The organism is Serratia sp. CY84636 (assembly GCF_052166245.1).
In the GTDB taxonomy this organism is placed as follows: domain Bacteria; phylum Pseudomonadota; class Gammaproteobacteria; order Enterobacterales; family Enterobacteriaceae; genus Serratia; species Serratia nevei.
The window spans coordinates 481,288-505,330 of record NZ_JBJNOX010000001.1 but is presented as its reverse complement, the minus strand read 5'-3'; the positions used below and the strand labels follow the sequence as shown (position 1 = coordinate 505,330).

22 protein-coding genes are annotated in these 24,043 nt (G+C 62.6%); 14 read left to right on the top strand and 8 right to left on the bottom strand.

The features are described 5' to 3' along the window. Positions 1-51: 51 nt before the first annotated feature. Positions 52-1,155 (bottom strand): adenosylhomocysteinase, encoded by a 1,104-nt coding sequence (locus ACJ8QI_RS02545; protein ID WP_100396143.1) that lies wholly within the window; start codon positions 1,153-1,155, stop codon positions 52-54. A gap of 45 nt (positions 1,156-1,200) precedes the next feature. After that, complete coding sequence (locus tag ACJ8QI_RS02540; protein ID WP_442532025.1) at positions 1,201-2,145, bottom strand: GlxA family transcriptional regulator; 945 nt, start codon at positions 2,143-2,145, stop codon at positions 1,201-1,203. Between the two features lie 91 nt (positions 2,146-2,236). Here ACJ8QI_RS02540 and ACJ8QI_RS02535 point away from each other — a divergent pair, with 91 nt between their 5' ends. Together ACJ8QI_RS02535 and ACJ8QI_RS02530 are read left to right on the top strand one after the other, a co-directional pair. Further along, positions 2,237-2,914 carry a DJ-1/PfpI family protein gene (locus ACJ8QI_RS02535; RefSeq protein WP_060420976.1) on the top strand — a complete coding sequence of 226 codons (678 nt, stop codon included), beginning with the start codon at positions 2,237-2,239 and terminating at the stop codon, positions 2,912-2,914. A 50-nt stretch (positions 2,915-2,964) separates the two neighbouring features. Beyond that, a complete protein-coding gene (locus ACJ8QI_RS02530) occupies positions 2,965-3,528 on the top strand; it encodes a DedA family protein (protein WP_413714246.1) in 564 nt (187 codons plus the stop codon). 16 nt (positions 3,529-3,544) lie between these two features. On the opposite strand, the gene ACJ8QI_RS02525 is transcribed toward ACJ8QI_RS02530, so the two are convergent. Continuing rightward, entirely contained in the window at positions 3,545-4,438 is an 894-nt protein-coding gene (locus ACJ8QI_RS02525) for a LysR family transcriptional regulator (RefSeq protein WP_060440473.1), read from the bottom strand. Between the two features lie 112 nt (positions 4,439-4,550). Between ACJ8QI_RS02525 and ACJ8QI_RS02520 the strand changes: the two genes are divergently transcribed. Together ACJ8QI_RS02520 and ansP are read left to right on the top strand one after the other, a co-directional pair. Further along, the gene (locus tag ACJ8QI_RS02520) at positions 4,551-4,988 is read left to right on the top strand and encodes a PACE efflux transporter (RefSeq protein ID WP_047728368.1); all 438 of its coding nucleotides are present in this window, start codon (positions 4,551-4,553) and stop codon (positions 4,986-4,988) included. Positions 4,989-5,424: 436 nt separating this feature from the next. After that, complete coding sequence (gene ansP / locus ACJ8QI_RS02515; protein WP_049201110.1) at positions 5,425-6,891, top strand: L-asparagine permease; 1,467 nt, start codon at positions 5,425-5,427, stop codon at positions 6,889-6,891. A gap of 38 nt (positions 6,892-6,929) precedes the next feature. On the opposite strand, the gene ACJ8QI_RS02510 is transcribed toward ansP, so the two are convergent. Then, the gene (locus ACJ8QI_RS02510) at positions 6,930-7,709 is read right to left on the bottom strand and encodes a HalD/BesD family halogenase (protein ID WP_033642261.1); all 780 of its coding nucleotides are present in this window, start codon (positions 7,707-7,709) and stop codon (positions 6,930-6,932) included. Positions 7,710-7,825: 116 nt separating this feature from the next. Between ACJ8QI_RS02510 and ACJ8QI_RS02505 the strand changes: the two genes are divergently transcribed. Continuing rightward, the gene (locus ACJ8QI_RS02505) at positions 7,826-8,695 is read left to right on the top strand and encodes a LysR substrate-binding domain-containing protein (protein ID WP_442532024.1); all 870 of its coding nucleotides are present in this window, start codon (positions 7,826-7,828) and stop codon (positions 8,693-8,695) included. Here ACJ8QI_RS02505 and ACJ8QI_RS02500 read toward each other — a convergent pair. Continuing rightward, positions 8,680-9,432, bottom strand: coding sequence for an SDR family NAD(P)-dependent oxidoreductase (locus ACJ8QI_RS02500; protein ID WP_336843132.1), 753 nt, complete (start codon positions 9,430-9,432; stop codon positions 8,680-8,682). The genes ACJ8QI_RS02505 and ACJ8QI_RS02500 overlap by 16 nt on opposite strands. 151 nt (positions 9,433-9,583) lie before the next feature. On the opposite strand from ACJ8QI_RS02500, the gene ACJ8QI_RS02495 reads away from it, so the two are divergent. The 8 genes from ACJ8QI_RS02495 (at position 9,584) to ACJ8QI_RS02460 (ending at position 19,560) form a co-directional block, all read left to right on the top strand. Then, positions 9,584-10,348: an arylamine N-acetyltransferase family protein gene (locus ACJ8QI_RS02495; RefSeq protein WP_442532023.1), complete on the top strand. Its 765-nt coding sequence runs from the start codon at positions 9,584-9,586 to the stop codon at positions 10,346-10,348. A gap of 907 nt (positions 10,349-11,255) precedes the next feature. Further along, entirely contained in the window at positions 11,256-11,885 is a 630-nt protein-coding gene (locus ACJ8QI_RS02490) for a response regulator (protein ID WP_197778852.1), read from the top strand. After that, positions 11,885-13,426, top strand: a complete 1,542-nt coding sequence (locus ACJ8QI_RS02485; protein WP_130042684.1) for an MASE1 domain-containing sensor histidine kinase — start codon at positions 11,885-11,887, stop codon at positions 13,424-13,426. The genes ACJ8QI_RS02490 and ACJ8QI_RS02485 overlap by 1 nt, the downstream gene beginning before the upstream one ends. 60 nt (positions 13,427-13,486) lie before the next feature. Next, a complete protein-coding gene (gene uhpC, locus ACJ8QI_RS02480; protein ID WP_225529591.1) occupies positions 13,487-14,815 on the top strand; it encodes an MFS transporter family glucose-6-phosphate receptor UhpC in 1,329 nt (442 codons plus the stop codon). After that, on the top strand, positions 14,812-15,843 hold the full coding sequence (locus tag ACJ8QI_RS02475) for an ABC transporter substrate-binding protein (protein WP_060438025.1): 1,032 nt from the start codon (positions 14,812-14,814) through the stop codon (positions 15,841-15,843). The genes uhpC and ACJ8QI_RS02475 overlap by 4 nt, the downstream gene beginning before the upstream one ends. Before the next feature lie 67 nt (positions 15,844-15,910). After that, the gene (locus ACJ8QI_RS02470; protein WP_087762115.1) at positions 15,911-17,989 is read left to right on the top strand and encodes an ABC transporter permease; all 2,079 of its coding nucleotides are present in this window, start codon (positions 15,911-15,913) and stop codon (positions 17,987-17,989) included. A gap of 11 nt (positions 17,990-18,000) precedes the next feature. Then, positions 18,001-19,047, top strand: a complete 1,047-nt coding sequence (gene fbpC, locus ACJ8QI_RS02465) for a ferric ABC transporter ATP-binding protein (RefSeq protein ID WP_336843136.1) — start codon at positions 18,001-18,003, stop codon at positions 19,045-19,047. Positions 19,048-19,293: 246 nt separating this feature from the next. Next, positions 19,294-19,560 (top strand): hypothetical protein, encoded by a 267-nt coding sequence (locus tag ACJ8QI_RS02460; protein ID WP_049201133.1) that lies wholly within the window; start codon positions 19,294-19,296, stop codon positions 19,558-19,560. Positions 19,561-19,601: 41 nt separating this feature from the next. Here the strand turns inward: ACJ8QI_RS02460 and dusC are convergent, their stop codons facing one another. From dusC to rhlE, 3 genes are all read right to left on the bottom strand, one after another. Further along, complete coding sequence (dusC, locus tag ACJ8QI_RS02455; RefSeq protein WP_038879839.1) at positions 19,602-20,534, bottom strand: tRNA dihydrouridine(16) synthase DusC; 933 nt, start codon at positions 20,532-20,534, stop codon at positions 19,602-19,604. Positions 20,535-20,618: 84 nt separating this feature from the next. Next, positions 20,619-21,578 carry a D-2-hydroxyacid dehydrogenase family protein gene (locus ACJ8QI_RS02450; RefSeq protein WP_442532022.1) on the bottom strand — a complete coding sequence of 320 codons (960 nt, stop codon included), beginning with the start codon at positions 21,576-21,578 and terminating at the stop codon, positions 20,619-20,621. 114 nt (positions 21,579-21,692) lie between these two features. Continuing rightward, a complete protein-coding gene (gene rhlE / locus ACJ8QI_RS02445) occupies positions 21,693-23,045 on the bottom strand; it encodes an ATP-dependent RNA helicase RhlE (RefSeq protein WP_442532021.1) in 1,353 nt (450 codons plus the stop codon). A gap of 297 nt (positions 23,046-23,342) precedes the next feature. Here rhlE and cecR point away from each other — a divergent pair, with 297 nt between their 5' ends. Further along, positions 23,343-24,041 (top strand): transcriptional regulator CecR, encoded by a 699-nt coding sequence (gene cecR, locus ACJ8QI_RS02440; RefSeq protein ID WP_442532020.1) that lies wholly within the window; start codon positions 23,343-23,345, stop codon positions 24,039-24,041. Positions 24,042-24,043: the final 2 nt, after the last annotated feature.

Genomic DNA, 24,043 nt, shown 5'->3' with positions numbered 1-24,043 from the left:
AAAACGACGCAGCCCGCGGGCGCTCTGGGATGAACGCCCGCATAGAAAAAGTTACAGCGCCGGCTGCCAGGCCGACTGCGGCAGCAGGTACAACCCCGGCGTTTGCCGCGCCCCCGCGCCGACGATATGGCCGATGCCGGCCGCCATCACCGCCAGCGTCACGTCGAAGGCGTTGAGGCTGTCGCCGTAGCCGGCGGTCAGGTTGAACATCGAACCGTTGGCCAGCAAATAGACCGTCTTTTCATTGAGTTGGTAAGCGTTCACATAAGGCATCGGCTCGTGGTGCGGCAGGCCTTGCAGGAAGCCGACGTCGATCTCTTCCGCCACGTGGCCGACGTTGAGGATAAACACGCCGTCCTGCGCCTGCTGCAAATGCTGCGCCGAGAGCACGTTTTTCGCGCCGGTCGCGGTGGCGATCACGTCCGCCTGCGCGACGGCGCTCGCCAAATCCACCACCTGCCAGCCGTCATAACGCGCCTGCAGCGCGCGCGCCGGATCGATTTCCGCCACCATCACCTGGCCGCCGTAAGCCCTGGCCGCCGCCGCCGTCCCCTGCCCGACCAGGCCGTAGCCGATCACCAGCACGCGCTTTTCGTGCAGCGTCAAATGGGTGGTCTGGAAGAAGGTGTGCCAGGCGGTCAGCCCAACCATATGCCGATTGTGCAGCCCCTCTTTCACCGGCAGATCGTCCCAGTTGAAGATCGGATAGCGCGGCGCCACGCCGTTCAAACGATTGATGCCCGATCCGGTGGCTTCCAGCCCGGCGACGATCTGCGGGCCGTTCGGCGATTGGTGCAAACGGGTGGTCAAGTCCGCCCCCATTTCGCACAGGTGAGTCGGCTGCCAGGCCAACGCGCGGTCGAAAGATTCCGACCACTCGCCGGCGCTCATGTCACGCCAGGCATAGGCCTGCGCGCCCCGTCGTTCGAGCCAGGCCACCACGTCGTTCTGCACCGTGGTGGGATTGCAGGTGGTCAGAAAGATCGCCGCGCCCTTGTCCAGCAGGCCGGCCACCAGCGGCGCCATTTTCAGATCCAGGTGCATATTGCACGCCAGCCGCACCCCGTGCAGGTCCGGCAACGCCGCCACCGCCGCCCGGGTGCGCGGCATATGGCGCATCGCCCAGTTCAATTCGCTCTCGAAATCCTGATACATCCGTTGCTCCTCTGGTGCGCCCCGCCGCCAGGCGTGGCAAAAAAGTTATCCCGCGCGGCCGAGCCGGCGGATCGCCTGCGGCGACAGGCCAAATACCCGGATAAACGCCCGCCTCATGCGCTCCGGATCGCTGAATCCCACCGAACGGGCGATCGCCTCCAGCGGCTCGGCGCTCTCTTCGATGCGCACCCTGGCCGCCTCCACCCGCAGCTGTTCGATCACCTTGGCCGGCGTCTGCCCGGTTTCGGCGCGGAACAGCCGACCGAACTGGCGCTCGCTCAGGCAGGCGACGTCGGCCAGATCCGCCACCGACAGCGGCAGGTGCAAGTGCTCGCGCGCGAACGACAGCGCGGCGCGCATGCGATCCGACGACGGGTTCAACGCCAGCAGCAGCGAGTACTGCGACTGCCCGCCGGGGCGCCGGTGGTAGACCACCAGCTGCCGCGCCACGCCCGCCGCCATCGTGGCGCCAAGGTCGTCTTCTATCAACGCCAGCGCCAGATCGATGCCGGCGCTGATGCCGGCCGAGGTCCAGATATCGCCGTCGCGAATGAAGATACGGTTGCTGTCGACGCGGATGCGCGGATAACTCTGCTGCAGCCGCGCCGCATGATACCAGTGGGTGGTGGCACGTTTACCGTCCAGCAAACCGCAGGCCGCCAGAATAAACGCGCCGGTGCACACGCTGGCGATGCGCCGCGCTCGCCGGCTGTGGGTCGTCAGAAACGCCACCAGCGCCGGCGACTGCGCCGCCATCACGTTGCCGCTGCCGCCGGCCACCACCAGCGTATCGAAACGCTCGTCGCCACACGGCTGCGTGGCGATCTCCACCCCGGCCGAGCTGGCGACCATCCCGCCCTGCGGCGAGATCGCCACGCAGCGGTAGGCCGGCGGATCGGTAAACTGGCTGACGTTATCGAACGCCGCCAGCGGGCCGGCAAAGTCCAGCAGGTTGAAACCGGGAAAAACCACAAAACCGATCGTTTTCATGATGGCGCTTTTTGAGGGTTATCTGTCATAACAGCCAAAAACAGGGCGGCTATTATGGCCCAGGTCCAACGATAAAAATGAGGCGAATGTCATGTCTGAACCACTCGTGATTGTATTTCCCATCTATCAAGGCGTCACCCAACTCGATTTCACCGGCCCATTGCAGTTTTTGCGCCACATGCCGGGCGCGGAAATCGTCGTCGCTTCGGTAGACGGCGCGGATGTCGAATCGGAAGGCCTGCACTTCACCCAGCTGCGCCCGCTGCCGGAGATCGCGCGCTGCGACGTGCTGTGCGTGCCGGGCGGCAGCGGCTGCACCCAGGCATTGCAGGATGAAGCGTTCATGCGGCAAATCCGGCGGCTGGGCGCCGATGCCCGCTACCTGACCTCGGTGTGCACCGGTTCGCTGATCCTGGCCGCCGCCGGCTTGCTGCCGGGCAAACGCGCCGCCTGCCACTGGTCGATGCGCGACAGCCTGGCGCTGTTCGGCGCCATCCCCAGCGCTGCACGCGTTGAGCGCGACGGCAACGTGATCAGCGGCGGCGGCGTCACCGCCGGCATCGACTTTGCGCTGGCGCTGATCGCCGAACTGCACGGCGAAGACACTGCCCAGACGATCCAACTCTATCTGGAATACGCCCCGGCCCCGCCGTTCACGGGCGGCACGCCGGAACTGGCCCCGCCGCACATTTACGCCAAGGTACAGGCACAAATGGCGGAAAGCCTGGCGCAGCGCAGAGCGTTGGTGGCCCAGATCGCCCAAGGCTAGCGATCGGGCGTATACTTGCCCTTATGCGTCAGTCACATAAGGAGTAAGGAATGACCGATTTGGCCCACTACATTACGGACTACGGCTACTGGGCGTTGTTTATCGGCTGCCTGGCTGAGGGAGAAACCATAACGCTGCTGGGCGGCATCGCCGCCCACGAAGGGCTGCTGCACTGGCCGTGGGTGATAGCGGTGGTGGCGCTCGGCGGCACGTTGGGGGATCAGCTGCTGTACTTCACCGGCCGCCGGTTCGAAGGCCGGGTCATCTCGCGGCTCAAAGGGCAGGAAAAGCGCATCGCGCGCGCCAGAAGGCTGATCGCTCGCCACCCGATGCTGTTCGTTATCGGAGTGCGCTTTATGTACGGCTTCCGCATCATCGGCCCGGTGCTGATCGGCGCCAGCCGCCTGCCGCCGTCGCGCTTTGTGCCGCTCAACCTCCTCGGCGCCATTCTGTGGGCGACGATCTTCGTCATGCTCGGCTATTTTGGCGGCCAGGCGATCGAAAGCTTCGTTACCGGCTTCGACAAAAAACTCTCCAGCCTGCTGTTTGTCGCGCTGGCGATTGCCGCCATCCTGCTGGTGCGCTTCTGGTGGCGCAAACGCCACGCGGAATAAGCCAGCGCGCCTGGCGTCAGCTCTCCTGCGGCGCCGCGCGCATCAGCTCGACCAGCTCGCGCGCCGCCTTGTCCAGCGGGCGGCTCTTCAGCCAGATCAGATGCATCGGCAAGCGCAGCTCGTTCTTGGTGTTTTTGAATTTCAGCCGCACCAGCCGCCCCTGCGCCAGCAGCGGCTCGGCCAGCGACAGCGGGAAATTGCCCCACCCCAGGCCCGCTTCCACCATGTTCAGCGCCATCGGCAGGCTGTCGGTGCGCCAGTAGGCCTCCGCCACCTGCGGGCGCAGATCGCCGATCGGCAGATCGCGGCTGGCCACCATGATCTGCCGCACGTTGATCAGATCCTCGAGAAACAGCTCGCCCGCCGCGCCCTCCAGCGCCGGATGCTGCGGCGATACCATCGCCACCAGCGACTCCGCGCCGACGGAGTGGAACTGCTCCGCGCTGTTGATGTTCAGCCCGCCGAACGCGAGGCAGACGCCAATGCGCCCCTGATGCAGCATATGCAGCACGTCGTCCTGCGGCGCGCTGAGCACTTCGATGTTCAGCAGAGGATAACGCTGCGACAGCGTTTTCACCGCCGCCAGCAGGCCGGCGCCGTTGATGTCCGACGCCACGCCGATCGAAAGCGTGCTTTCCAGCCCCTGGGAAAGTTCGATGGCGTGCACCTGCAGCTGCTTGAGCTGCCCGGCGATCAGGCGGGCGTGCGGCGCCAGGGCCAACGCCAGCGCAGTCGGCGTCGGTTCGCGGTGCGAGCGATCGAACAGTGCGAAACCGAGCTCCGCCTCCATGTTGGCGATGCCCATGCTGACGGCGGAGGGTACGCGCCGCAGCGCGCGGGCGGCGGCGGAAAACGAACCGCGATCGAGCACCGCCAGAAACAGTTCGATATTGTCGCTGGAAAAGTTCATCGTTTAACCTGTCAGTAAAACTGACAGCTCCTGACTTTTTCTATCAATGTGATTGACGCTATCTTAGCCGCCGTCGCCACAGAGGCAACTAAAAACAGATCGGGAGAAAACAATGCAAGGCGTCAAACGCAAACTGGTGTATGTCACCGCTTATGAACTTATCGGCATGACGATCTCGGCGCTGGGGCTGGCGCTGCTGTCGGGCCACGCGCCGAGCAGCACCGGGCCGCTGGCGGTGGTGATCACCACCCTCGCGGTCAGCTGGAACTTCATTTACAACTACCTGTTCGAGTGGTGGGAAAGCCGCCAGGCGTCGCGCACCCGCACCCTCAAGCGCCGCATTTTGCACGCAGTGGGCTTTCAGCTGACGCTGGTGGTGTATCTGATCCCGCTGATCGCCTGGTGGATGGGCATCACGCTGTGGCAGGCGCTGCTGCTGGACATGGCGCTGATCGTCATCATTCCTTGCTACACCTTCCTGTTTAACTGGGCGTTCGACAAGCTGTTCGGCCTGCCGGCTTCGGCTCTGCCGGCCGGTGAATCGGCCTAAAAAACCCCCTCGCCCCATTCGCCTGCGCACGCCCATCGCCGCGCAGGCGCCACCGCTTTATTTTCCGCCCGCCTTTGCCCCCACGCGAAATAACCGTCAAATCCCTTTAGTTTGCAAGGTAATTATTATTCTGTGATTTCAATCACTTTTATCGTTCGATATTTCCGTGTTGATAATGAGACTCATCTTACTGAATAATATGCGCTTTTGTTTTCAGTTTAAAAAATACACACAATTGCTCACGCTTTGCGCACAGGTTTTTTTGCCACATTTATCGGGAAACGGTAGCATGCCACGCCGTTATTTAACGGCGGCTGTATACACAATAAACAGCGGAATGATGCTACGACCTCATTCTCATTACGATTGCTGATGGCAATCGTTTGCCCTGAAGCTCAGGGCGGAGTTCATCATAGACAGGTAAACAGGACGGATAATGCACTCACAAAAAAAGTCGGCGGACGATAAACACGCCGCCAGACGACGCTGGCTAGACTCCCATGAATCCGGTTATCACAAAAGCATGGGTAACCGGCAGATCCAAATGATCGCCATTGGCGGTTCGATCGGCACCGGCTTGTTCCTCGGTACCGGCGGCCGTCTCGAACTGGCCGGGCCGGCGCTGGCGCTGGTCTATCTGGTGTGCGGGATCTTCTCTTTCTTCATCCTGCGCGCGCTGGGCGAACTGGTGCTGCATCGCCCTTCCAGCGGCAGCTTCGTTTCTTACGCCCGCGAATTTCTCGGTGAGAAAGCCTCTTACGTCGCCGGCTGGATGTATTTCCTCAACTGGGCGATGACCGGCATCGTCGACATCACCGCGGTAGCGCTGTACATGCACTACTGGGGCACCTTCGCCGACGTGCCGCAATGGCTGTTCGCCCTCGGCGCGCTCGGCATCGTCGCCACCATGAACATGATCGGCGTGAAATGGTTCGCCGAAATGGAATTCTGGTTCGCGCTGATCAAGGTCGCCGCCATCGCGCTGTTCCTGATTGTCGGCGTGGTGTTCCTCGGCACCGGCACCCCGGTCGCCGGCCACACCACCGGCATGCACCTGATCACCGAAAACGGCGGCATGTTCCCGCACGGCCTGCTGCCGGCACTGGTGCTGGTGCAAGGGGTGATCTTCGCCTTCGCCGGCATTGAGCTTATCGGCACCGCCGCCGGCGAGTGTAAAGATCCGGCCAAAATGATGCCCAAAGCGATCAACAGCGTGATCTGGCGTATCGGTCTGTTCTACGTCGGCTCCGTGGTGCTGTTGGTGCTGCTGCTGCCGTGGAACGCCTATCAGGCCGGCCAAAGCCCGTTCGTCACCTTCTTCAGCAAGCTGGGCGTGCCTTATATCGGCACCATCATGAACATCGTGGTGTTGACCGCCGCGCTGTCCAGCCTCAACTCCGGCCTCTACTCTACCGGCCGCATCCTGCGCTCGCTGGCGATGGGCGGCTCCGCGCCGAAGCTGATGGCCAAAATGAGCAGCCAGCAGGTGCCTTACGCCGGCATCCTGGTCACCTGCGGCATCTACGTGATCGGCGTGGTGCTCAACTATCTGGTGCCGTCGCAGGTGTTCGAGATCGTGTTGAACATCGCTTCGCTGGGCATCATCGCCTCCTGGGCATTTATCATCGTTTGCCAGATGCGCCTGCGCAAAGCCGTGCGCGAAGGCCGCGCACAGCCGGTCTCGTTCAGAATGCCGGGTGCGCCGTTCACCTCCTGGCTGACGCTGGCGTTCCTGCTGATCGTGGTGGTGATGATGGCGTTCGACTACCCGAACGGCACCTGGACCATCGCCACCATTCCGGTGCTGGCGGTGCTGCTGACGCTGGGCTGGTTCGGCCTGCGCAAGCGCGCGCAGGAAGTGAAGCTGGAACAGCAGGCTCACGAAGAACAAAACCCGCACTGATTCGACAAACCGCCCTCCGGGGCGGTTTTTTTTATCCGCTATAACCGGCCGTAGAACGTCATTCTGGCGCTTTCCGACAGCATCACGTCTGGCTGCGCATTGTAGGCCAGCACCACCAGCATGCGCGTGATGTCACCTTCGGTCGGCGTCACCCGGTGCATGGCGTTGCGCCCGCGAAACAGCACCAAATCCCCCTCCTCCATCGCCAGCCGTTTGGCCGCCCGCTCCCCGTCCAGCACCTGCGTGACCCCGGCATAGTTCATCTCGCCGCGATCGGCGTCGCGCAGGTTCTCGACGTACTCGAAGCGCCCGCCCGCCGCCGGTTTCTGGATCAGCAGCGTGATGGCGAACGACGAATTGTCGAAGTGCCAGCCCAGCTCCTGGCCGGTGTGGGCGTAATGCAGGTTGATCGACGACAGCCGATCGGCGTAGGGATACAGCTGCGCCTCATCCAGCACCGCGCAGAGGAACGCGCGAAACGCCGGAGCGTCGTACAGCGCACGCAGCGGCGACTGCGGCGGAATATCTTCGTCGGTAATGCAGCCTTTGGACGACACCACCAGCCGGTTACGCGCATGATCGGCCGGCAGTGCGTCGTCCTGCGGCCGCAGATACACGTTGTGTTTGCTGGTGGCATAAAACGCCGCGTGGTGCTGTTCGGCGCCTTCCAGCCGCACCGTCGCCAGCGCGGCGGCGCGCAGAAATCCCGGCAGTACTAACGCACCGCTGCGCTCCAGCGTTTGCCGGCAACGGGCGCGGAACTCGGCGTCGTCGATGGGATGGGCGGGCAGATCGATAATATCGGCAAGTTGCGGCATGACATTCCCCTCGTGTGCGATAGCCGGATGCCTCTCACTGTAGCGAATGGCGCATTGCCGCCATAACAAAAATACGTTATGGATAAGCTAACCAATTCTTAGCGATAGCCCTGCCCATGCACTCACCGTCCCGCGCGCGCTTGCCCAAGCTGAGCGCCATTCTGGCGTTCGAAACCGCCGCCCGCACCGGCAGCCTGGCCCGCGCGGCGGATACGCTGGCGCTGACCGCCGCCGCCGTCAGCCAGCAGATCCGCCAGCTGGAGCAACATCTGGGGATCACGCTGTTCATCCGCGCCAAAAGCGGCGTCACGCTGACCGAACAGGGCGCGGACTACCTGGCCTACGTGCAGGAGGCGTTCGAAACGCTGCGCGTGGCGCAGCAGCACGTCGAGCGCCAGCGCGGCAAACAGGCGCTGACGGTATTCGCCCTGCCGGCGCTGGGCGACTGGCTGGCGCAGTGCCCCGACGGCGATCTGCGGCTGCACGCCACCCATGCGGCGGTCGATTTCGCCCATTCAGCGGCGGACTTCGCCCTGTGCTTCGGCGATCAGGACTATCCGCTGCTGGAAAAGGTGCGGCTGTTTCAGGATCGGGTGCAGCCGGTGTGCAGCCCGGCGCTGCACGCTCGCGGCGACTGGACGCAGCTACCGCTGATCCACGTCGACTGGGGCAAGGAGAGCCAGTTTCTGCCGGGCTGGCACGAGTGGTTCACCGCCGCCGATCGAATGCCGCCGGCGCGGCGCGGGCTGACCTATAACCTGACTTCGCTGGCTATCGACGCCGCCGTGCAAGGGCGCGGGGTGCTGCTCGGCCAGCGGCGGCTGATCGCCCGTGAACTGGCGGAAGGCCAGCTGGTCACCCTGGCCGAACCGGCGCTGCCGCTCAGCAAACCCTACTACGTGGTTTACCCGCCGCGCACGCTGGAAAAACCCGGCGCAGCGGCGTTTCTCAGTTGGCTGCAGGCGCTGGCTCAGCGCGCGGTATAACCGCCGTCGATGCTGTAAAACGCGCCAGTGGTGAAACTGCTGTCGTCCGAGAGCAGGAAAGCCACCGTTTTCGCCACCTCTTCCCGCGTCGCCATTCTCCCCAGCGGGTGCGAAGCGGCCATCTGCGCCCGCGCTGACGCCGGCAGCGCCCCCATCGCCGGCGTATCCACATAGCCCGGCCCGACGGCGTTGATGCGCACGCCGCGCGAGGCGAATTCCAGCGCCGCCGAGCGCGTCAGGCCCAGCACGCCATGCTTGGCGGCGGTATAAGGCGCAATCCCGGCAATGCCCACCACGCCGTTGGCGGAAGAGAGGTTCACCACCGCCCCGCCGCCGCCGGCGACGATCGCCGGCAGGCCGTACTTCATGCCGAAAAACGTGCCGCTCAGGCAGGTGGCGATCACCTCATGCCAGTCTTCGACCGCGTATCGATCGATGTCCACCTCGTGCGGGCCGGTGATCCCGGCGTTGTTGACCAGCAGATGCAGCGCGCCGCAGCGCCGCACCGTCTCTTCAATGCCCTGCTGCACCGACGGCGCATCGCGCACGTCCATCCGCAACGTCATCACCCGTCGACCGTCGGGATCGAGCCGCGCGGCGGCGGCGGCGAGAGGCGCAGCGTGGCGGCCGGTCATTACCACCGTGGCGCCGCGCCGAAACAGCTCGGCGGCGATCGCTTCGCCGATGCCGGTGGAAGCGCCGGTCACCAGCGCCACCCGATGTTTGAAATCTTGCATAGCCGTTCTCCTGCAACGTTGAACTCAGGGGAACAGGCTAGCGCCGACCGGTGACAGTTTGCGGCAGCAGCGACAGCGCAGCACGTAATGCGCTCACAAAAGCTGCAAAGCCCGCTATTTTATGCCTACTTTTTCTCATGCGAGACACCCTGTGGATACCCAACGCTACCTGCAGCATATCGGCTTTACCGGCGCCGCCCGCCCTGACCTCCCCACGTTGCAACAGCTGCACCATCGCCACATGCTGAGCGTCCCGTTCGAGAATCTGAGCATTATTTATCATCAGGGCATCCGGCTGGCGCCGGAGGCGCTGTTCAACAAGGTGGTCGAGCGCAACCGCGGCGGTTTCTGTTATGAGCTGAACACGCTGTTCGCTCTGCTGCTGCGCGAGATCGGTTTCAAGGTGAGCTTCATCTCCGGCGAGATCCGCACGCGCGACGGCCATTTCGGCCCGCCCTACGACCATCTGGCGCTGCGGGTGGATCTGGAAGATCAAGCATGGCTGGTAGACGTCGGTTTCGGCGATTCCTTCCTGACGCCGCTGAAGATCGTCGTCGCCGAACCGCAACCGCAGGCCAGCGGCACCTTCCACCTGGAACGGGAAGGCGAGTATTACCTGCTGGAGCGCCGCAACGGCGACCAACGTTCGCATGCTAAAACCCTGTATCGCTTTACCGTTCAGCCGCGCGAGCTGCACGAGTTCGACGAGATGTGCCGCTTCCACAGCACCTCGCCGCAGTCGCATTTCACCCAGCGCCTGGTGTGTTCACGGCCGACGGACCACGGCCGGGTGACCCTCAGCGACATGAAGCTGATCGTGACCGAAGATCACCAGCGCCACGAAACGACGTTGCATTCGGAAGAGGAACGGCGCACCGCGCTGTGGCAGCATTTCGCCATCGATTTGGATCGTTGAGGGCGCCGGCGGCGTAATGCTGGTCAGTTAGCGTTTTTCTGAACGTATTTGTGCAGTTTTCGGTCGATAAAGGTGAGATGCGCCATGAGGCTCATACGCCTCGACCGAGCCAGGGGCCGAAGGCGCGGCCCCTGGCAACCCGCGCCTTTGCCCTATCAGACGGTTGGCTTTGCCAACTCCCCTCCCTCCGCCATACCGCATTGAGGCCGGTTGCGACAGGCGTCCCTGCCTGTCTCACCTGAAACCGCCGTCCATGGCGGTTTCGCCTAATGCGCTATGCCTGCGTTCGGCGTCTTCAAGGGCGCCTTACACTGTGCTCATCTCCGACTTCTCTTCTCTGCCATGACCTCATAAAGGACGGTTTGCCCGGTAGCCACCAGCTCGGGTGTTGACCTTTGGCGCGCATCACCGGCTGCCGAGCAAGACGGCATTGTCAGGGGCAACCGGCCAGGGAAGGCCGGTTGAGGCGAGACTAACAGGGACGTTTGTCGCAGCCGACCCGCCCGACAATGCAGACGCGGCGAGGACAAATCTGCCGGGAGCAGATTTGAACGCTGCTTGCAGCGGCCCCGAAGGGGCGAGGCCCAGGATGGGCCGAGTAATTTCCGCACAGCGGACAGACGGTGTTAAGCAAAGGCGCGGGTGGAGGGGCCGCGCCTTCGGCCCCTCCAATTGCCGTTCATTGTAGTAACAGAGAAATTCTGGGCATTTACGGCAATTCATCCTGCACGCCACGTACAGAGACTGGATAAAAAAATGCCAGTCAGGCTTAAGTGACCAGCATTACGCACAGCGGCGCCCTTTTATTACGATTCTGTTACACCGATTGCATAACCGCGCTTGGCTGATTGCCAGCACCGCGGCGGCAGGCATCATAGGGCCATGATTCGGCAACAGAGTGCGAAAAATGATCCGTGTGATACTGGTGGATGACCATGTGGTGGTGCGCTCCGGCTTTGCGCAGTTGCTCAACCTCGAGGACGATCTCGACGTGGTGGGGCAATACAGCAGCGCAGCGGCGGCCTGGCCGGCATTGCTGCGCGACGACGTCAACGTCGCGGTGATGGACATCGCCATGCCGGATGAAAACGGCCTCAGCCTGTTGAAACGCCTGCGGGCACAGAAGCCGCAGTTCCGCGCGATCATCCTCAGCATCTATGACTCCCCCACCTTCGTGCAGAGCGCGCTGGACGCCGGCGCCAGCGGCTATCTGACCAAACGCTGCGGGCCGGAAGAGCTGGTGCAGGCGGTGCGTTCCGTCGATATGGGCGGCCATTACCTGTGCGCCGACGCGCTGCGGGCGCTGCGCGGCGGCGAGCAGCCGGCCACCGCGCTGGAAGTGCTGACCCCGCGCGAGCGTGAAATCTTCGATCTGCTGGTCAAAGGCGACAGCGTAAAGGAGATCGCTTTCAAGCTCGATCTCAGCCATAAAACGGTGCACGTGCATCGCGCCAACGTCCTGGGCAAGCTGCAGTGCAACAGCACCATCGAGCTGGTGCATTTCGCTCTCGACCATCAGCTGCTGGCGGGGCATTGATGTCGCCCCGCTTCCGGCCCTGGGTTATCTCGCTGTTTATCCTGTTGGCCTGGGGCAGCGGCTGGCTGATGCTGTGGACGCTCGGTTTCTATCTGACCCGCAACGGCAACCAGGCGGCGCTGTTTCTGCCGCACGGCGTCTATCTCGCGCTGCTGATCCTGCTGGCGCGTCGCTATTGGCCCGCCTTGATCGTGCCGCCGATCCTGCTGCTGTTATGGCTGCACGGCGAACGCCTGCTGAGCGGCTACGGCCTGCTGGCCGCGCCGTTTATCACCCTGTTTCCGGCTGCGGTCGCGCAACGACTTTGGCACCGTTTTCCGCTCTACTGGCAGCGGCTGACGCTGCTGCTGGCTGCGGTGACCGCCGCCTCGCTGCTCAACACCGCCCTGCTTTCGCCGTTTGTGCCAAGCCCGGCGATGCTGCTTGGCCTGGCGTCGTTTACTGGCGGCGTCTTGCTGACCCCGTTCGTCTATCTGATCTTTGAATTTCTGCGCCAGCAGCACCGTTACCACCTGCTGGGGCTGGACACCCCCAACCCGCCGCTGCGCGCGTCCTTAATCATCTGGTGCAGCCTGTTTTTCGTTATCGGCATCGGTACGCAGATGGTGCTGTCGCCGGAAATCGAGCGCCTGCTGCTGATCGTGGTGTTTCTGCCGAACGTGGTGATGGCGTGGAAGTTCGGCTGGCAGGGCGGTGTGCTGTCTGGCCTGCTCGGCAGCATGATGATCACCCTCGCCCGGCAGGTCGGCGTGGGGTTCGGCAACCTGGTCGAGCTGGAAATCTTTCTGGCGACGCAGGCGCTGCTCGGCATCGGCCTGGGCATCGCCATCAGCCGCCAGCAGCACCTGGCGCAAAACCTGCACCACTATCAGCGTCGCCTGGAAGAAGAGCTGGCGGCGCGGCGGGCACTGACCGAAAAACTGATCCACACCGAAGAAGACACGCGGAAAAACCTGGCGCGCGAGCTGCACGATGAAATCGGCCAGAACATCACCGCGATTCAAATCCAGTCGCAGCTGGTCAAACGGGCGCACGATCCGGCGCAAACCCAGGCCGCCGCGCACCAGATAGGCGAGCTCGCCCGGCGCATTCATCACTCCACGCGCCAGCTGCTGCGCCAGCTTCGGCCGCCCGCGCTGGACGAGCTGGCGTTCAAAGAGGCGCTTCACCACCTGCTAAGCGAATTCGCCTTTGCCGAACGGGGCATCCACTGCCGTTTCGATTACCGGCTGAGCGACACGCCCGCCGGCGAAACGGTGCGCTTCACCCTCTACCGCCTGCTGCAAGAACTGCTCAACAACGTGTGCAAACACGCCGAGGCCAGCGAAGTCGCCATCGTTTTGTATCAACAGGGGCCGCTTTTGCACCTCGAGGTACGGGACAACGGCATCGGCATCCGTGCGGACAAGGTGCCCGGCCTCGGCATTCAGGGGATGCGCGAGCGGGTCAGCGCGCTGGGCGGCGAGCTGACGCTGGAAACGCAGTGCGGCACGCGGGTAATTGTTAACCTGCCCACAAATTTGCAACAAACCGCCGGCTAACTAGGAAAAAGTCTTAGCCACTCCGGACTTTATCTCATCCCCTTTCCCTTTCACCTTCTTATAGTCACCACCAGGGAGGCGGCTATGCAGGCACGCTCGGCATCTGAAATCGATCATCGTTACCGCGCGCTGCGCCCGCGACTGCTGCTGTACATGGTCATCGGGTACGCCGCCTTTTACCTGACGCGCAAAAGCGTGAATTACGTGCTGCCGGCGCTGCAAACGGATTTGGGCCTGGATAAAGGGGACATCGGCCTGCTCGGCTCGCTGTTTTACCTGAGCTACGGCCTGTCGAAATTCGCCGCCGGGCTGTGGCACGACGGCCACGGGCAGCGCAGGTTTATGGGGATCGGCCTGTTCGCCACCGGCTTGCTGAACGTGGCGTTTGCCTTCGGCGAATCGCTGACGCTGCTGCTGGCGGTCTGGGCGCTGAACGGCTTCTTTCAGGGCTGGGGCTGGCCGCCCTGCGCGCGGCTGCTGACCCACTGGTATTCGCGCAACGAGCGCGGCTTCTGGTGGGGCTGCTGGAACATGTCGATCAACCTCGGCGGCGCGATCGTGCCGCTGATCAGCGCCTTCGCTGCCCAGCGCTGGGGCTGGCAGGCGGCGATGCTGATCCCGGGCGCCGTCAGCATGGTGTTGGGCCTCTGGCTCACGCAGCAGCTGACAGGCACGCCGCAGGAAGAAGGCCTGCCGTCGGTCGGCCAGTGGCGCCACGATCCGCTGGAGCTGCGCCAGGAACAGCAAAGCCCGCCGATGGGGCTGTGGCAGATGTTGCGCACCACGATGCTGAAGAACCCGATGATCTGGCTGCTCGGCGTCTCTTACGTGCTGGTCTACCTGATCCGCATCGCGTTGAACGACTGGGGCAATCTCTGGCTGACGGAAAGCCACGGCGTCAACCTGCTCAGCGCCAACGCCACGGTGATGCTGTTCGAGATAGGCGGCCTGCTCGGCGCGCTGTTCGCCGGCTGGGGTTCGGATGTGCTGTTCGGCGGGCAGCGCGCGCCGATGATTTTGCTGTTCACGCTCGGGCTGATGGTTTCCGTCGCCGCGCTGTGGCTGGCGCCGGTGCATCACTACGCGCTGCTGGCGGGCTGTTTCTTTACGGTGGGCTTTTTTGTCTTCGGCCCGCAGATGCTGATTGGCCTCGCCGCCGTGGAATGCGGGCACAAAGGCGCAGCGGGCTCCATCACCGGTTTTCTCGGCCTGTTCGCCTACCTGGGAGCAGCGCTGGCGGGCTGGCCGCTGTCGCAGGTCATCGAAGGCTACGGCTGGTCAGGCATGTTCAGTTTGCTGTCGATCGCCGCCGTTCTTATGGGTTTATTGCTGATGCCGCTGCTGATGGCGAGCGTCGCCACCTCTACCGAGAGAAGGATAAAACAATGAAAAAAATGTGGGTCACGACTCTGATAGCTTCCGGCATCGCGCTGGCCACGCTGAGCGGCGCCGCGCACGCCAAGGGCCGCCTGGTGGTTTACTGCAGCGCCACCAATGAAATGTGCGAAGCGGAGACCAAAGCCTTCGGCGAGAAATATGACGTGAAAACCTCGTTCATCCGCAACGGCTCCGGCAGCACGCTGGCGAAAGTGGACGCCGAGAAGAAAAACCCGCAGGCGGACGTCTGGTACGGCGGCACGCTCGATCCGCAATCCCAGGCCGGTGAAATGGGGCTGCTGCAGCCGTACAAATCGCCGAACCTCGACCAGGTGATGCAACAATTCCGCGACCCGGCGAAGCTGAAAGGCAACTACTCCTCGGCGGTCTACGTCGGCATTCTCGGCTTCGGCGTCAATACCCAGCGCCTCAAAGAGAAAAACCTGCCGGTGCCCAAGTGCTGGAAAGACCTGACCAAGCCGGAATACAAAGGCGAGATTCAAATCGCCGATCCGCAGAGCTCCGGCACCGCCTATACCGCGCTGGCGACCTTTGCCCAGCTGTGGGGAGACGATCAGGCCTTCGATTACCTCAAGCAGCTGAACGCCAACGTCTCGCAGTACACCAAGTCCGGCATTGCCCCGGCGCGCAACGCCGCCCGCGGTGAAACGGCGATCGGCATCGGTTTCCTGCATGACTACTCACTCGAAAAAGAACAGGGCGCGCCGCTTGAGCTGATCTCGCCTTGTGAAGGCACCGGCTACGAAATCGGCGGCGTCAGCATCCTCAAAGGCGCACGTAACCTCGACAACGCCAAGCTGTTTGTGGATTGGGTGCTGTCGAAAGAGGCGCAGGAACTGGCATGGCAGAAAGGCAAGTCCTATCAGATCCTGACCAACACCACCGCCGCTACCTCGCCGAACTCGCTGAAGCTCGACGACCTGAAGCTGATCAACTACGACATGGACAAGTACGGCTCGACCGAGGTCCGCAAGGCGCTGATCAATAAATGGGTCAGCGAAGTCAAGATGGGTAAATAAGCCCACATTCTGCGCCTGTTGCCGGGTAAGCCTCACGCCTTACCCGGCCTGAACATCCGGGAAACTTATGTCACATACACATGCACTCCATCTCGTGAAAAAACGAGATGCGATATTCCTTTGGGTCTTGCTTGGCTGGCTGGCGTTCGCCCTGCTGCCGAGCTGGAGCCTGGATTACGGCCTGCTGGAGTCCACCGGCGATGAAATCCTCGCGGCCTACGGCTGGTCACACCGCAATGTCAGCTGGCTATGGTGCCTGTTGCCGAGCCTGCTGCTGCTTCGCCCTTACGCCCCGGCGGGCGGTGAACGGCGGCGGCGCCACGCGTTCGATGCCGGCTGGGCGCTGCTGTGCATGGCCTTTATCGTCGTCAGCGCCACGGTGGCGGGGCGCGGTCTAGGCTACGCCACTCTGGTGCAATTGACCGCGCTGGGCGCCATCATGACGCTGGCGCTGACCCGCCTCGAATGGCTGGGCGGCGACCGTTTCGTTATCGGTGCGCTGGTCACCATCGTGGCGCTGATCGGCGTCTTCATCGTCTGGCCGAGCATCGCGATTTTCATTCCGATGTTCACCGACCAGGCGGGGGCATTCGCGCCGCTGGCGTTTATGAACGTGCTGTCGCAGGCGCATATCGTTCAGGTGATCCTCAACTCCATCGCCCTGTCGATCGCGGTCGGCGCCGGCTGCACCTTCTTCGGCCTGGTGCTGGCGATTTACACCACTCGCATCGCCAAGCGCAGCGCCATTATCGGCCGCATCTTCTCCATCCTGCCCATCGTCACGCCGCCGTTCGTCGTCGGCCTGGGCGTCACGCTGATGATGGGGCGCTCCGGCTACGTCACCGAGTGGATGGTGGCCTGGTTCGGCCTGACCAACACCAACTGGCTGTACGGCTTTACCGGCATCTGGCTGGCGCAGGTGCTGGCGTTCACGCCGATGGCGTTCATGATCCTCGACGGCGCGATCAAGACCATTCATCCTTCGCTGGAAGAAGCCTCCTACACCCTGCGCGCCAGCCGTTGGCAAACCTTTAACGGCGTGTTCGTGCCGCTGCTGAAACCGGCGCTGGCCAACGCGTTTCTGATCGTGGTGGTGCAATCGCTGGCCGACTTCAGCAACCCGCTGGTGCTCGGCGGCAACTTCGACGTGCTGGCAACGCAAATCTATTTCTACATCACCGGCTCGCAGCTCGACTATCAGGCCGCCAGCACCCTCGGCGCCTTCCTGCTGCTGTTCTCGCTGCTGGTGTTCTGCATCCAGTACCTGTGGATCGGCAAGCGTTCCTACGTCACCGTGTCCGGCAAATCCTATCGCGGCGACGTACAGCCGCTGCCGGTCACGCTGGTGTGGGGCGTGATCGCGTTGCTGGCGGTGTGGATAGCCTTTAACGCCCTGCTCTACGGCAGCATTTTCTACGGCAGCTTCACCGTCAACTGGGGGGTGGATTACACGCTGACGCTGGATAACTTCATCAAGCTGTTCGGCCAGGGCATGAGCGACGGCGCGTGGCCTTCGCTGCTCGACACGCTGCTGTACGCCGGGATCGCTGCGCCGATCACCGCCGCCTTCGGCCTGCTGATCGCCTGGATCGTGGTGCGCCAGCAGTTCAGGGGCAAAAAGACCATCGAGTTCACCACCATGCTGTGCTTTGCGGTGCCGGGCACCGTGGCGGGCGTCTCTTACATTCTCGCCTTCAACAGCGCGCCGGTGTACCTCACCGGGACGGCCGCCATCGTGATTATCTCGATGGTGATGCGCAACGTGCCGGTGGGCATTCGCGCCGGGATCGCCGGGCTGGGCCAGATAGACAAATCGCTGGACGAAGCCTCGCTCAGCCTGCGCGCCGGCTCGCTGCGCACCATTACGCACATCCTGCTGCCGCTGCTGCGCCCGGCGATCCTGTCGGCGCTGATCTACAGCTTCGTGCGCGCCATCACCACCGTCAGCGCCATCGTTTTCCTGGTGACGCCCGATACCCGCGTGGCCACCGCCTACATCCTCAACCGCGTGGAAGACGGCGAATACGGCGTGGCGATCGCCTACGGTTCAATTCTGATCGTGGTGATGCTGGCGATTATTTTCCTCTTTGACTGGCTGATCGGCGAGGCACGCATCTCCCGTTCAAAAGCCAAAAACCAGGCGTAATGGAGCCCATGATGAGCCAGAAAAATTTCGTTGAACTGCGCAACGTCTCCAAACGGTTCGGCAGCAACACGGTGATCGATAACATCACGCTCACCATCCCTCGGGGGCAGATGGTAACGCTGCTCGGCCCTTCCGGCTGCGGCAAGACCACCATTTTGCGCCTGGTCGCCGGGCTGGAGAAACCGAGCGACGGGCAAATATTCATTGATGGTGAAGACGTTACCCATCGTTCCATCCAGCAGCGTGACATCTGCATGGTGTTTCAGTCTTATGCCCTGTTCCCGCACATGTCGCTGGGAGAAAACGTCGGCTATGGGCTGAAGATGCTCGGCATTCCGCGCGCCGAAGTGAAAGCGCGCGTGCAGGAAGCGCTGGCGATGGTGGATCTGGCAGGGTTCGACGATCGCTATGTCGATCAGATCTCCGGCGGCCAACAGCAGCGCGTGGCGCTGGCGCGCGCGCTGATCCTCAAGCCGAAAGTGCTGTTGTTCGACGAGCCGTTGAGCAACCTCGACGCCAACCTGCGCCGCAGCATGCGCGAAAAGATCCGCGAACTGCAAAAGCAGTTTGATATCACGTCGCTGTACGTCACTCACGATCAGAGCGAGGCTTTCGCGGTCTCAGACACCGTGCTGGTGATGAACAAGGGGCATATCATGCAGATAGGCTCGCCGCAGGATCTCTATCGGCAGCCGGCGTCGCGCTTTATGGCGAGCTTTATGGGGGACGCTAACCTGTTCCCGGCCGGCTTCAGCGCGGACTATGTCGATATCAGCGGCTATCGCCTGCCGCGCCCCGCGCACTTTGCCACCGAAGGCGCCGGTACGGTGGGCGTGCGGCCGGAAGCGATCACGCTGAGCGAGCACGGCGAGGAAAGCCAGCGCTGCGTGATCCAGCATGTCGCCTATATGGGGCCGCAGTATGAAGTCACGGTGGCGTGGCATGGGCAGCAGATTTTGCTGCAGGTCAACGCCACCCGCCTGCAGCCCAACATCGGCGAACAGTATTATCTGGAAATTCACCCCTACGGCATGTTTATGCTGGCGGACGCGGCATAATAAGCATCACTCTTAAGCGTTAGAATAACGGTCATTCCTCATGGAATGACCGTAAATAACCACCCAAAAAACCGTATTTATCTATTTTTACAATTCCTTCCAAGTCCTTGTTCAGCCGAGAAATAAATATATCCGTATTCATTAAAAAATAACCACCTGGGCCACCAAGGATGATATTTTTATTTAGATGGGGTAAGCTTAATCCCGCAGTCGAAATTATTTAACGGCCAACTCAAGGAGAAATTCATGAGCAACAATGCAAACGCACAGGCGCAGCTGGATAATTTACGCAACGTCGCTTCCCAGCTGAAGGAAATGCGCCACTATGCGCAGTCGAACACCGAAACGCTCTCCGCACACTGGCTGGCCTTCGATCAGGGGGAATGCAAAAATAAGGCATTCGCCGAAGCTATTAACGACCTGTTGAATAAACAGGGTGCCTGCCTGGAAGGGCTGGAAAAAACCATTCAGGATATCGAGATAGAATTGAACCGTCTCGACAAAGCCGCCTGATAATACCGATTTAAATAAACCCGCCGCGTGCGGGTTTATTTTTAGCTACGGCAGATGACGCGCGCAATATCCCCCGATGTCGTCAGCGCGCGTATTTCGCTGAACAGTTCGGTGGCTTCGTCATATTCTTTGCGCAAATAACCCAGCCACTGTTTGATGCGCGCCACATGATACAGGCCGGTGTCGCCCTGCTTTTCCAGATGGACGTATTTTTGCAGCAGCTCAACCACCTGCGGCCAGGGCATGCGCGGTTCGTTGTACTTCACCACCCGGCTCAGGTTTGGCACGTTGAGCGCGCCGCGCCCCAGCATGATGGCGTCACAGCCGGTCGCCTGCAGGCAATCCTGCGCGCTCTGGTAATCCCAGATCTCGCCGTTGGCGATCACCGGGATGCTCAGCCGCTGACGGATCTCGCCGATCGCCGCCCAGTTGATGCGATCCGCCTTATAGCCGTCCTCTTTGGTGCGGCCGTGCACCGTCAGCTCACTGGCGCCCGCCTGCTGCACCGCATCGGCGATTTCAAAGCTGCGGCTGGAGGAGTCCCAGCCCAGGCGCACCTTTACCGTGACCGGCAGATGGGCCGGCACCGCCGCGCGCATCGCTTTGGCGCCCTGGTAGATCAACTCAGGATCTTTGAGCAGCGTCGCCCCGCCGCCGCTGCCGTTCACCAGCTTGGACGGGCAGCCGCAGTTGAGATCGACGCCGTAAGAACCCAATTCCACCGCGCGCGCGGCGTTCTCCGCCAGCCACTGCGGGTACTGCCCCAGCAGCTGTACCCGCACCAGCGTGCCCGACGGCGTGCGGCTGGCGTGGCGCAGTTCCGGGCACAGCCGGTAGAACGATTTGGCCGGCAGCAGCTGATCGACCACGCGCAGAAATTCGGTGATGCACAGATCGTAGTCGTTCACGTCGGTGAGCAACTCACGCACCAAAGAATCGAGAACGCCCTCCATCGGAGCCAATAATACGCGCATGACCAATCCCAGCTAAAAAAAGACCCGCAATGATACGGGTGAATGCCCGCGCCAGACAAGCCTCTGCGGGCATTAAAAGCGCCGTCAGCCCAGCCGGCGGATAGGTTGGCCGGCGAGGAACGCCGCAATGTCCTCGACCGCCTCGGTGAAATAGGCGCGGTAGTTGTCGTCCGCCACGTAGCCCACATGCGGGGTGGCCAGCACGTTGGGCAGCTGACGAAACGCATCGTCGGCCGGCAGCGGCTCCGTCTCGAACACGTCCAGCCCGGCGCCGGCGATCTTCCGCTGTTGCAGCACGTCCACCAATGCCGCCCGATCGACGATCGCCGCACGCGAGGTGTTGATCAGGTAAGCGGTGGGCTTCATCGCCGTCAATTCGTCGCGCCCCACCAGCCCGCGGCTGCGATCGCTCAGCACCAGGTGGATAGAGACAAAATCGCTCTGCTCGAACAGCGCCCGTTTGGACGGCGCCAGCAGGGCCCCCTCCTGCGCCGCCCGTTCCGCCGTCAGGTTCTGGCTCCAGGCCAACACCCGCATGCCGAACGCCTGCGCCACCCGGGCCATCTGGCCGCCGATCTTGCCCAGCCCCAGCAGCCCCAGCGTTTTCCCCTGCAGGGTAACGCCGAGACCCCGCTGCCACGGGCCGTTGTTTTTCAGCCCGACGCTTTCCGGCACGATATGCTTCGCCAGCCCGAGCAGCAGCGCCCAGGTCAGCTCCATCGGCGCCGCCGCCCCGCTGCGGGTGCCGCACACCACTACGCCGCGCTCGGCGGCGGCGGCCAAATCGATAGAAGCGTTGCGCATGCCGGAGGTGATCAGCAGCTTCAGCTTCGGCAGCCGCGCCAGCAGCGAGGCGGTCATCGGCGTGCGCTCGCGCATGATGACCAGAATGTCGCACTCCTGCAGATGCACCGCCAGCTCCGTCTCATCGGTAAAGTGCGCGCTGATGGCGGACACCTCCACCCGATCGGCCAGCGCCGACCAGTCTGCCATCTTGAGCGCCACCTGCTGGTAATCATCGAGAATTGCGCACTTCAATTTCATCTCCGTCTCCTGGAATGTAGGGTTAGCCACCGTCCAGCCTAGTACGAAAATGCCGTTCCGCCAGGCAAAAAAAAAGCCGCCCGTATCGGCGGCTTACTCTTTGAGCAATCAGGCTTATTCAGCCGGTTTGCGGTTGCGTGGGCGACGCGAAGCCGGTGCGCCGGAACGGCGCTGGCCATCACCCTGCGGGCGGGCGTTACCGTTGCCGTTGCCGCGGTTTTCACGCTGACCGCCACCGTTACCGGACCGCTGGCCACCGCCGTTGCCGCGCGGGGCGCCGCGTCCGCCACCCTGACGGCCGTTGATGATCGGCTCGGCCTTGATGGTCGGATCCGGATCGTAGCCCGGCAGCGCGATGCGTGGAATTTCACGCTTCAGCAGCCGCTCGATGTCGCGCAGCAGCTTGTGTTCATCCACGCACACCAGCGAGATAGCTTCGCCGGTGCGCTCCGCGCGGCCGGTACGGCCGATGCGGTGCACGTAGTCTTCCGGCACGTTAGGCAGCTCGTAGTTCACCACGTGCGGCAGCTGGTCGATATCCAGGCCGCGCGCCGCAATGTCGGTCGCCACCAGCACGCGGATGCGGCCGTCTTTGAAGTCGGCCAGCGCACGGGTACGGGCCCCCTGGCTCTTGTTGCCGTGGATCGCCGCTGCGGTGATACCGTCTTTGTTCAGCTGTTCCGCCAGGTGGTTGGCGCCGTGCTTGGTGCGGGTAAACACCAGCACCTGTTTCCAGTCGCCTTCGCCGATCATCTGCGACAGCAGTTCCCGCTTACGCTTCTTGTCGACGAAGTGCACGCTCTGCTCGATCTGCTCAGACGCGGTGTTGCGGCGCGCCACTTCTACCGAAGCCGGGTTGTGCAGCAGCTTGTTGGCCAGCGCCTTGATGTCGTCGGAGAAGGTCGCGGAGAACAGCAGGTTCTGACGCTTGGCCGGCAGCTTGGCCAGCACGCGGCGGATGTCGTGGATAAAGCCCATGTCCAGCATGCGGTCCGCTTCGTCCAGCACCAGAATTTCGATTTTGGACAGGTCAACCGCGTTCTGATGTTCCAGATCCAGCAGACGGCCCGGCGTTGCCACCAGGATATCGACGCCGCCGCGCAGCTTCATCATCTGCGGGTTGATGCTCACGCCGCCAAACACCACCAGCGAACGCAGGCGCAGGTGTTTGCTGTAGGCATCGACGTTTTCGCCGATCTGCGCCGCCAGCTCACGGGTTGGCGTCAGGATCAGCGCGCGCACCGGGCGACGGCCCTTGACCGGATGGTCATGCTTGCTCAGCAGCTGCAACAGCGGCAGGGTAAAACCGGCGGTTTTACCGGTGCCGGTCTGGGCGCTGGCCATCAGGTCACGACCTTCCAGCACGACAGGGATAGCCTGACGCTGAATTGGCGTCGGTTCGCGATAGCCCTGTTCTTCAACAGCGCGCACAATTTCAGCACTTAAGCCGAGGGTTTCAAATGACATAAAGAGAAAAACTCCAGATCCCCCCTAACCTAACGGTGTTCGGTGCAGTTTCCTGGGAGGATGATCAGACGGGGCATTAAGCATGACCACGAGGGATTGGCACAAACTGCAGTGCACCAGGCGGCGATTGTAACAGAAGTCGCGCAATAAAAAGCACTTTTACGCACCCAGAGCACAATCTGCCGTAAATTCAGCATTGTCTGAAGCCGATCACATAACTCATTGTGATTAGCGGTTGCGTTTTAAACAATCTGGCATAAAGTTAATCATATGATTGATTAACTTTGAGCGTGCCCCATGCCAGCTTCCGTCCCTCATCAGGCCGCCGGCCGAGCGCGCGGCGAGCAAACGCGCCGGCAGCTGCTCGCCGCGGCGACCGAACTGTTCGGCGAATGCGGCCTGCAGGGCGCCACCACCCGCGACATCGCCCAACGGGCCGGCCAGAATATCGCCGCCATCACCTATTACTTCAACTCCAAAGAGGGGCTGTACCTGGCCGTGGCGCAGTCGCTCGCCGATTTCATCCAGCAGGCGTTCGCCCCGCTGGCCGAGGAGGTCGATCGCTTCTGGCAACAGTCCGCCGCGCAGCGCTCACCCGACGCGGCGCTGCGTTTGCTGCAGCGTGGCCTGCTGGCCTTCAGCGAACTGATGACCCAGCCGCACACGCTGAACCTGAGCAAAATCATGTCGCGCGAACAGCTCGCCCCGACCGAGGCCTACCCGCTGATCCACCGCCAGGTGATCGCGCCGATGCACGCGCGGCTATGCCGCCTGCTGGCGGCCGCGACCGGCATCGACGACCAGGCGACCCGCCTCGTGCTGCATACCCATGCGCTGATCGGCGAGGTGCTGTCGTTTCGCGTGGCGCGCGAAACCATCCGCCGCCAGGCCGGCTGGCAAGCCATTGGCGAGGACGAAGCGGCGCAGATCGGCGCCGTGCTGAGCGAACATATTGAGATTCTGGTTACCGGGCTGCGCCAACGTCACGGCGCGTAAAT

Bases quoted from the DNA above. Each gene is read 5' to 3' on its own strand.
- ACJ8QI_RS02545 (WP_100396143.1), bottom strand. From the start codon at position 1,155: ATGTATCAGGATTTCGAGAGCGAATTGAACTGGGCGATGCGCCATATG.
- ACJ8QI_RS02540 (WP_442532025.1), bottom strand. From the start codon at position 2,145: ATGAAAACGATCGGTTTTGTGGTTTTTCCCGGTTTCAACCTGCTGGAC.
- ACJ8QI_RS02535 (WP_060420976.1), top strand. From the start codon at position 2,237: ATGTCTGAACCACTCGTGATTGTATTTCCCATCTATCAAGGCGTCACC.
- ACJ8QI_RS02530 (WP_413714246.1), top strand. From the start codon at position 2,965: ATGACCGATTTGGCCCACTACATTACGGACTACGGCTACTGGGCGTTG.
- ACJ8QI_RS02525 (WP_060440473.1), bottom strand. From the start codon at position 4,438: ATGAACTTTTCCAGCGACAATATCGAACTGTTTCTGGCGGTGCTCGAT.
- ACJ8QI_RS02520 (WP_047728368.1), top strand. From the start codon at position 4,551: ATGCAAGGCGTCAAACGCAAACTGGTGTATGTCACCGCTTATGAACTT.
- ansP (WP_049201110.1), top strand. From the start codon at position 5,425: ATGCACTCACAAAAAAAGTCGGCGGACGATAAACACGCCGCCAGACGA.
- ACJ8QI_RS02510 (WP_033642261.1), bottom strand. From the start codon at position 7,709: ATGCCGCAACTTGCCGATATTATCGATCTGCCCGCCCATCCCATCGAC.
- ACJ8QI_RS02505 (WP_442532024.1), top strand. From the start codon at position 7,826: ATGCACTCACCGTCCCGCGCGCGCTTGCCCAAGCTGAGCGCCATTCTG.
- ACJ8QI_RS02500 (WP_336843132.1), bottom strand. From the start codon at position 9,432: ATGCAAGATTTCAAACATCGGGTGGCGCTGGTGACCGGCGCTTCCACC.
- ACJ8QI_RS02490 (WP_197778852.1), top strand. From the start codon at position 11,256: ATGATCCGTGTGATACTGGTGGATGACCATGTGGTGGTGCGCTCCGGC.
- ACJ8QI_RS02485 (WP_130042684.1), top strand. From the start codon at position 11,885: ATGTCGCCCCGCTTCCGGCCCTGGGTTATCTCGCTGTTTATCCTGTTG.
- ACJ8QI_RS02475 (WP_060438025.1), top strand. From the start codon at position 14,812: ATGAAAAAAATGTGGGTCACGACTCTGATAGCTTCCGGCATCGCGCTG.
- ACJ8QI_RS02470 (WP_087762115.1), top strand. From the start codon at position 15,911: ATGTCACATACACATGCACTCCATCTCGTGAAAAAACGAGATGCGATA.
- fbpC (WP_336843136.1), top strand. From the start codon at position 18,001: ATGAGCCAGAAAAATTTCGTTGAACTGCGCAACGTCTCCAAACGGTTC.
- ACJ8QI_RS02460 (WP_049201133.1), top strand. From the start codon at position 19,294: ATGAGCAACAATGCAAACGCACAGGCGCAGCTGGATAATTTACGCAAC.
- dusC (WP_038879839.1), bottom strand. From the start codon at position 20,534: ATGCGCGTATTATTGGCTCCGATGGAGGGCGTTCTCGATTCTTTGGTG.
- ACJ8QI_RS02450 (WP_442532022.1), bottom strand. From the start codon at position 21,578: ATGAAATTGAAGTGCGCAATTCTCGATGATTACCAGCAGGTGGCGCTC.
- rhlE (WP_442532021.1), bottom strand. From the start codon at position 23,045: ATGTCATTTGAAACCCTCGGCTTAAGTGCTGAAATTGTGCGCGCTGTT.
- cecR (WP_442532020.1), top strand. From the start codon at position 23,343: ATGCCAGCTTCCGTCCCTCATCAGGCCGCCGGCCGAGCGCGCGGCGAG.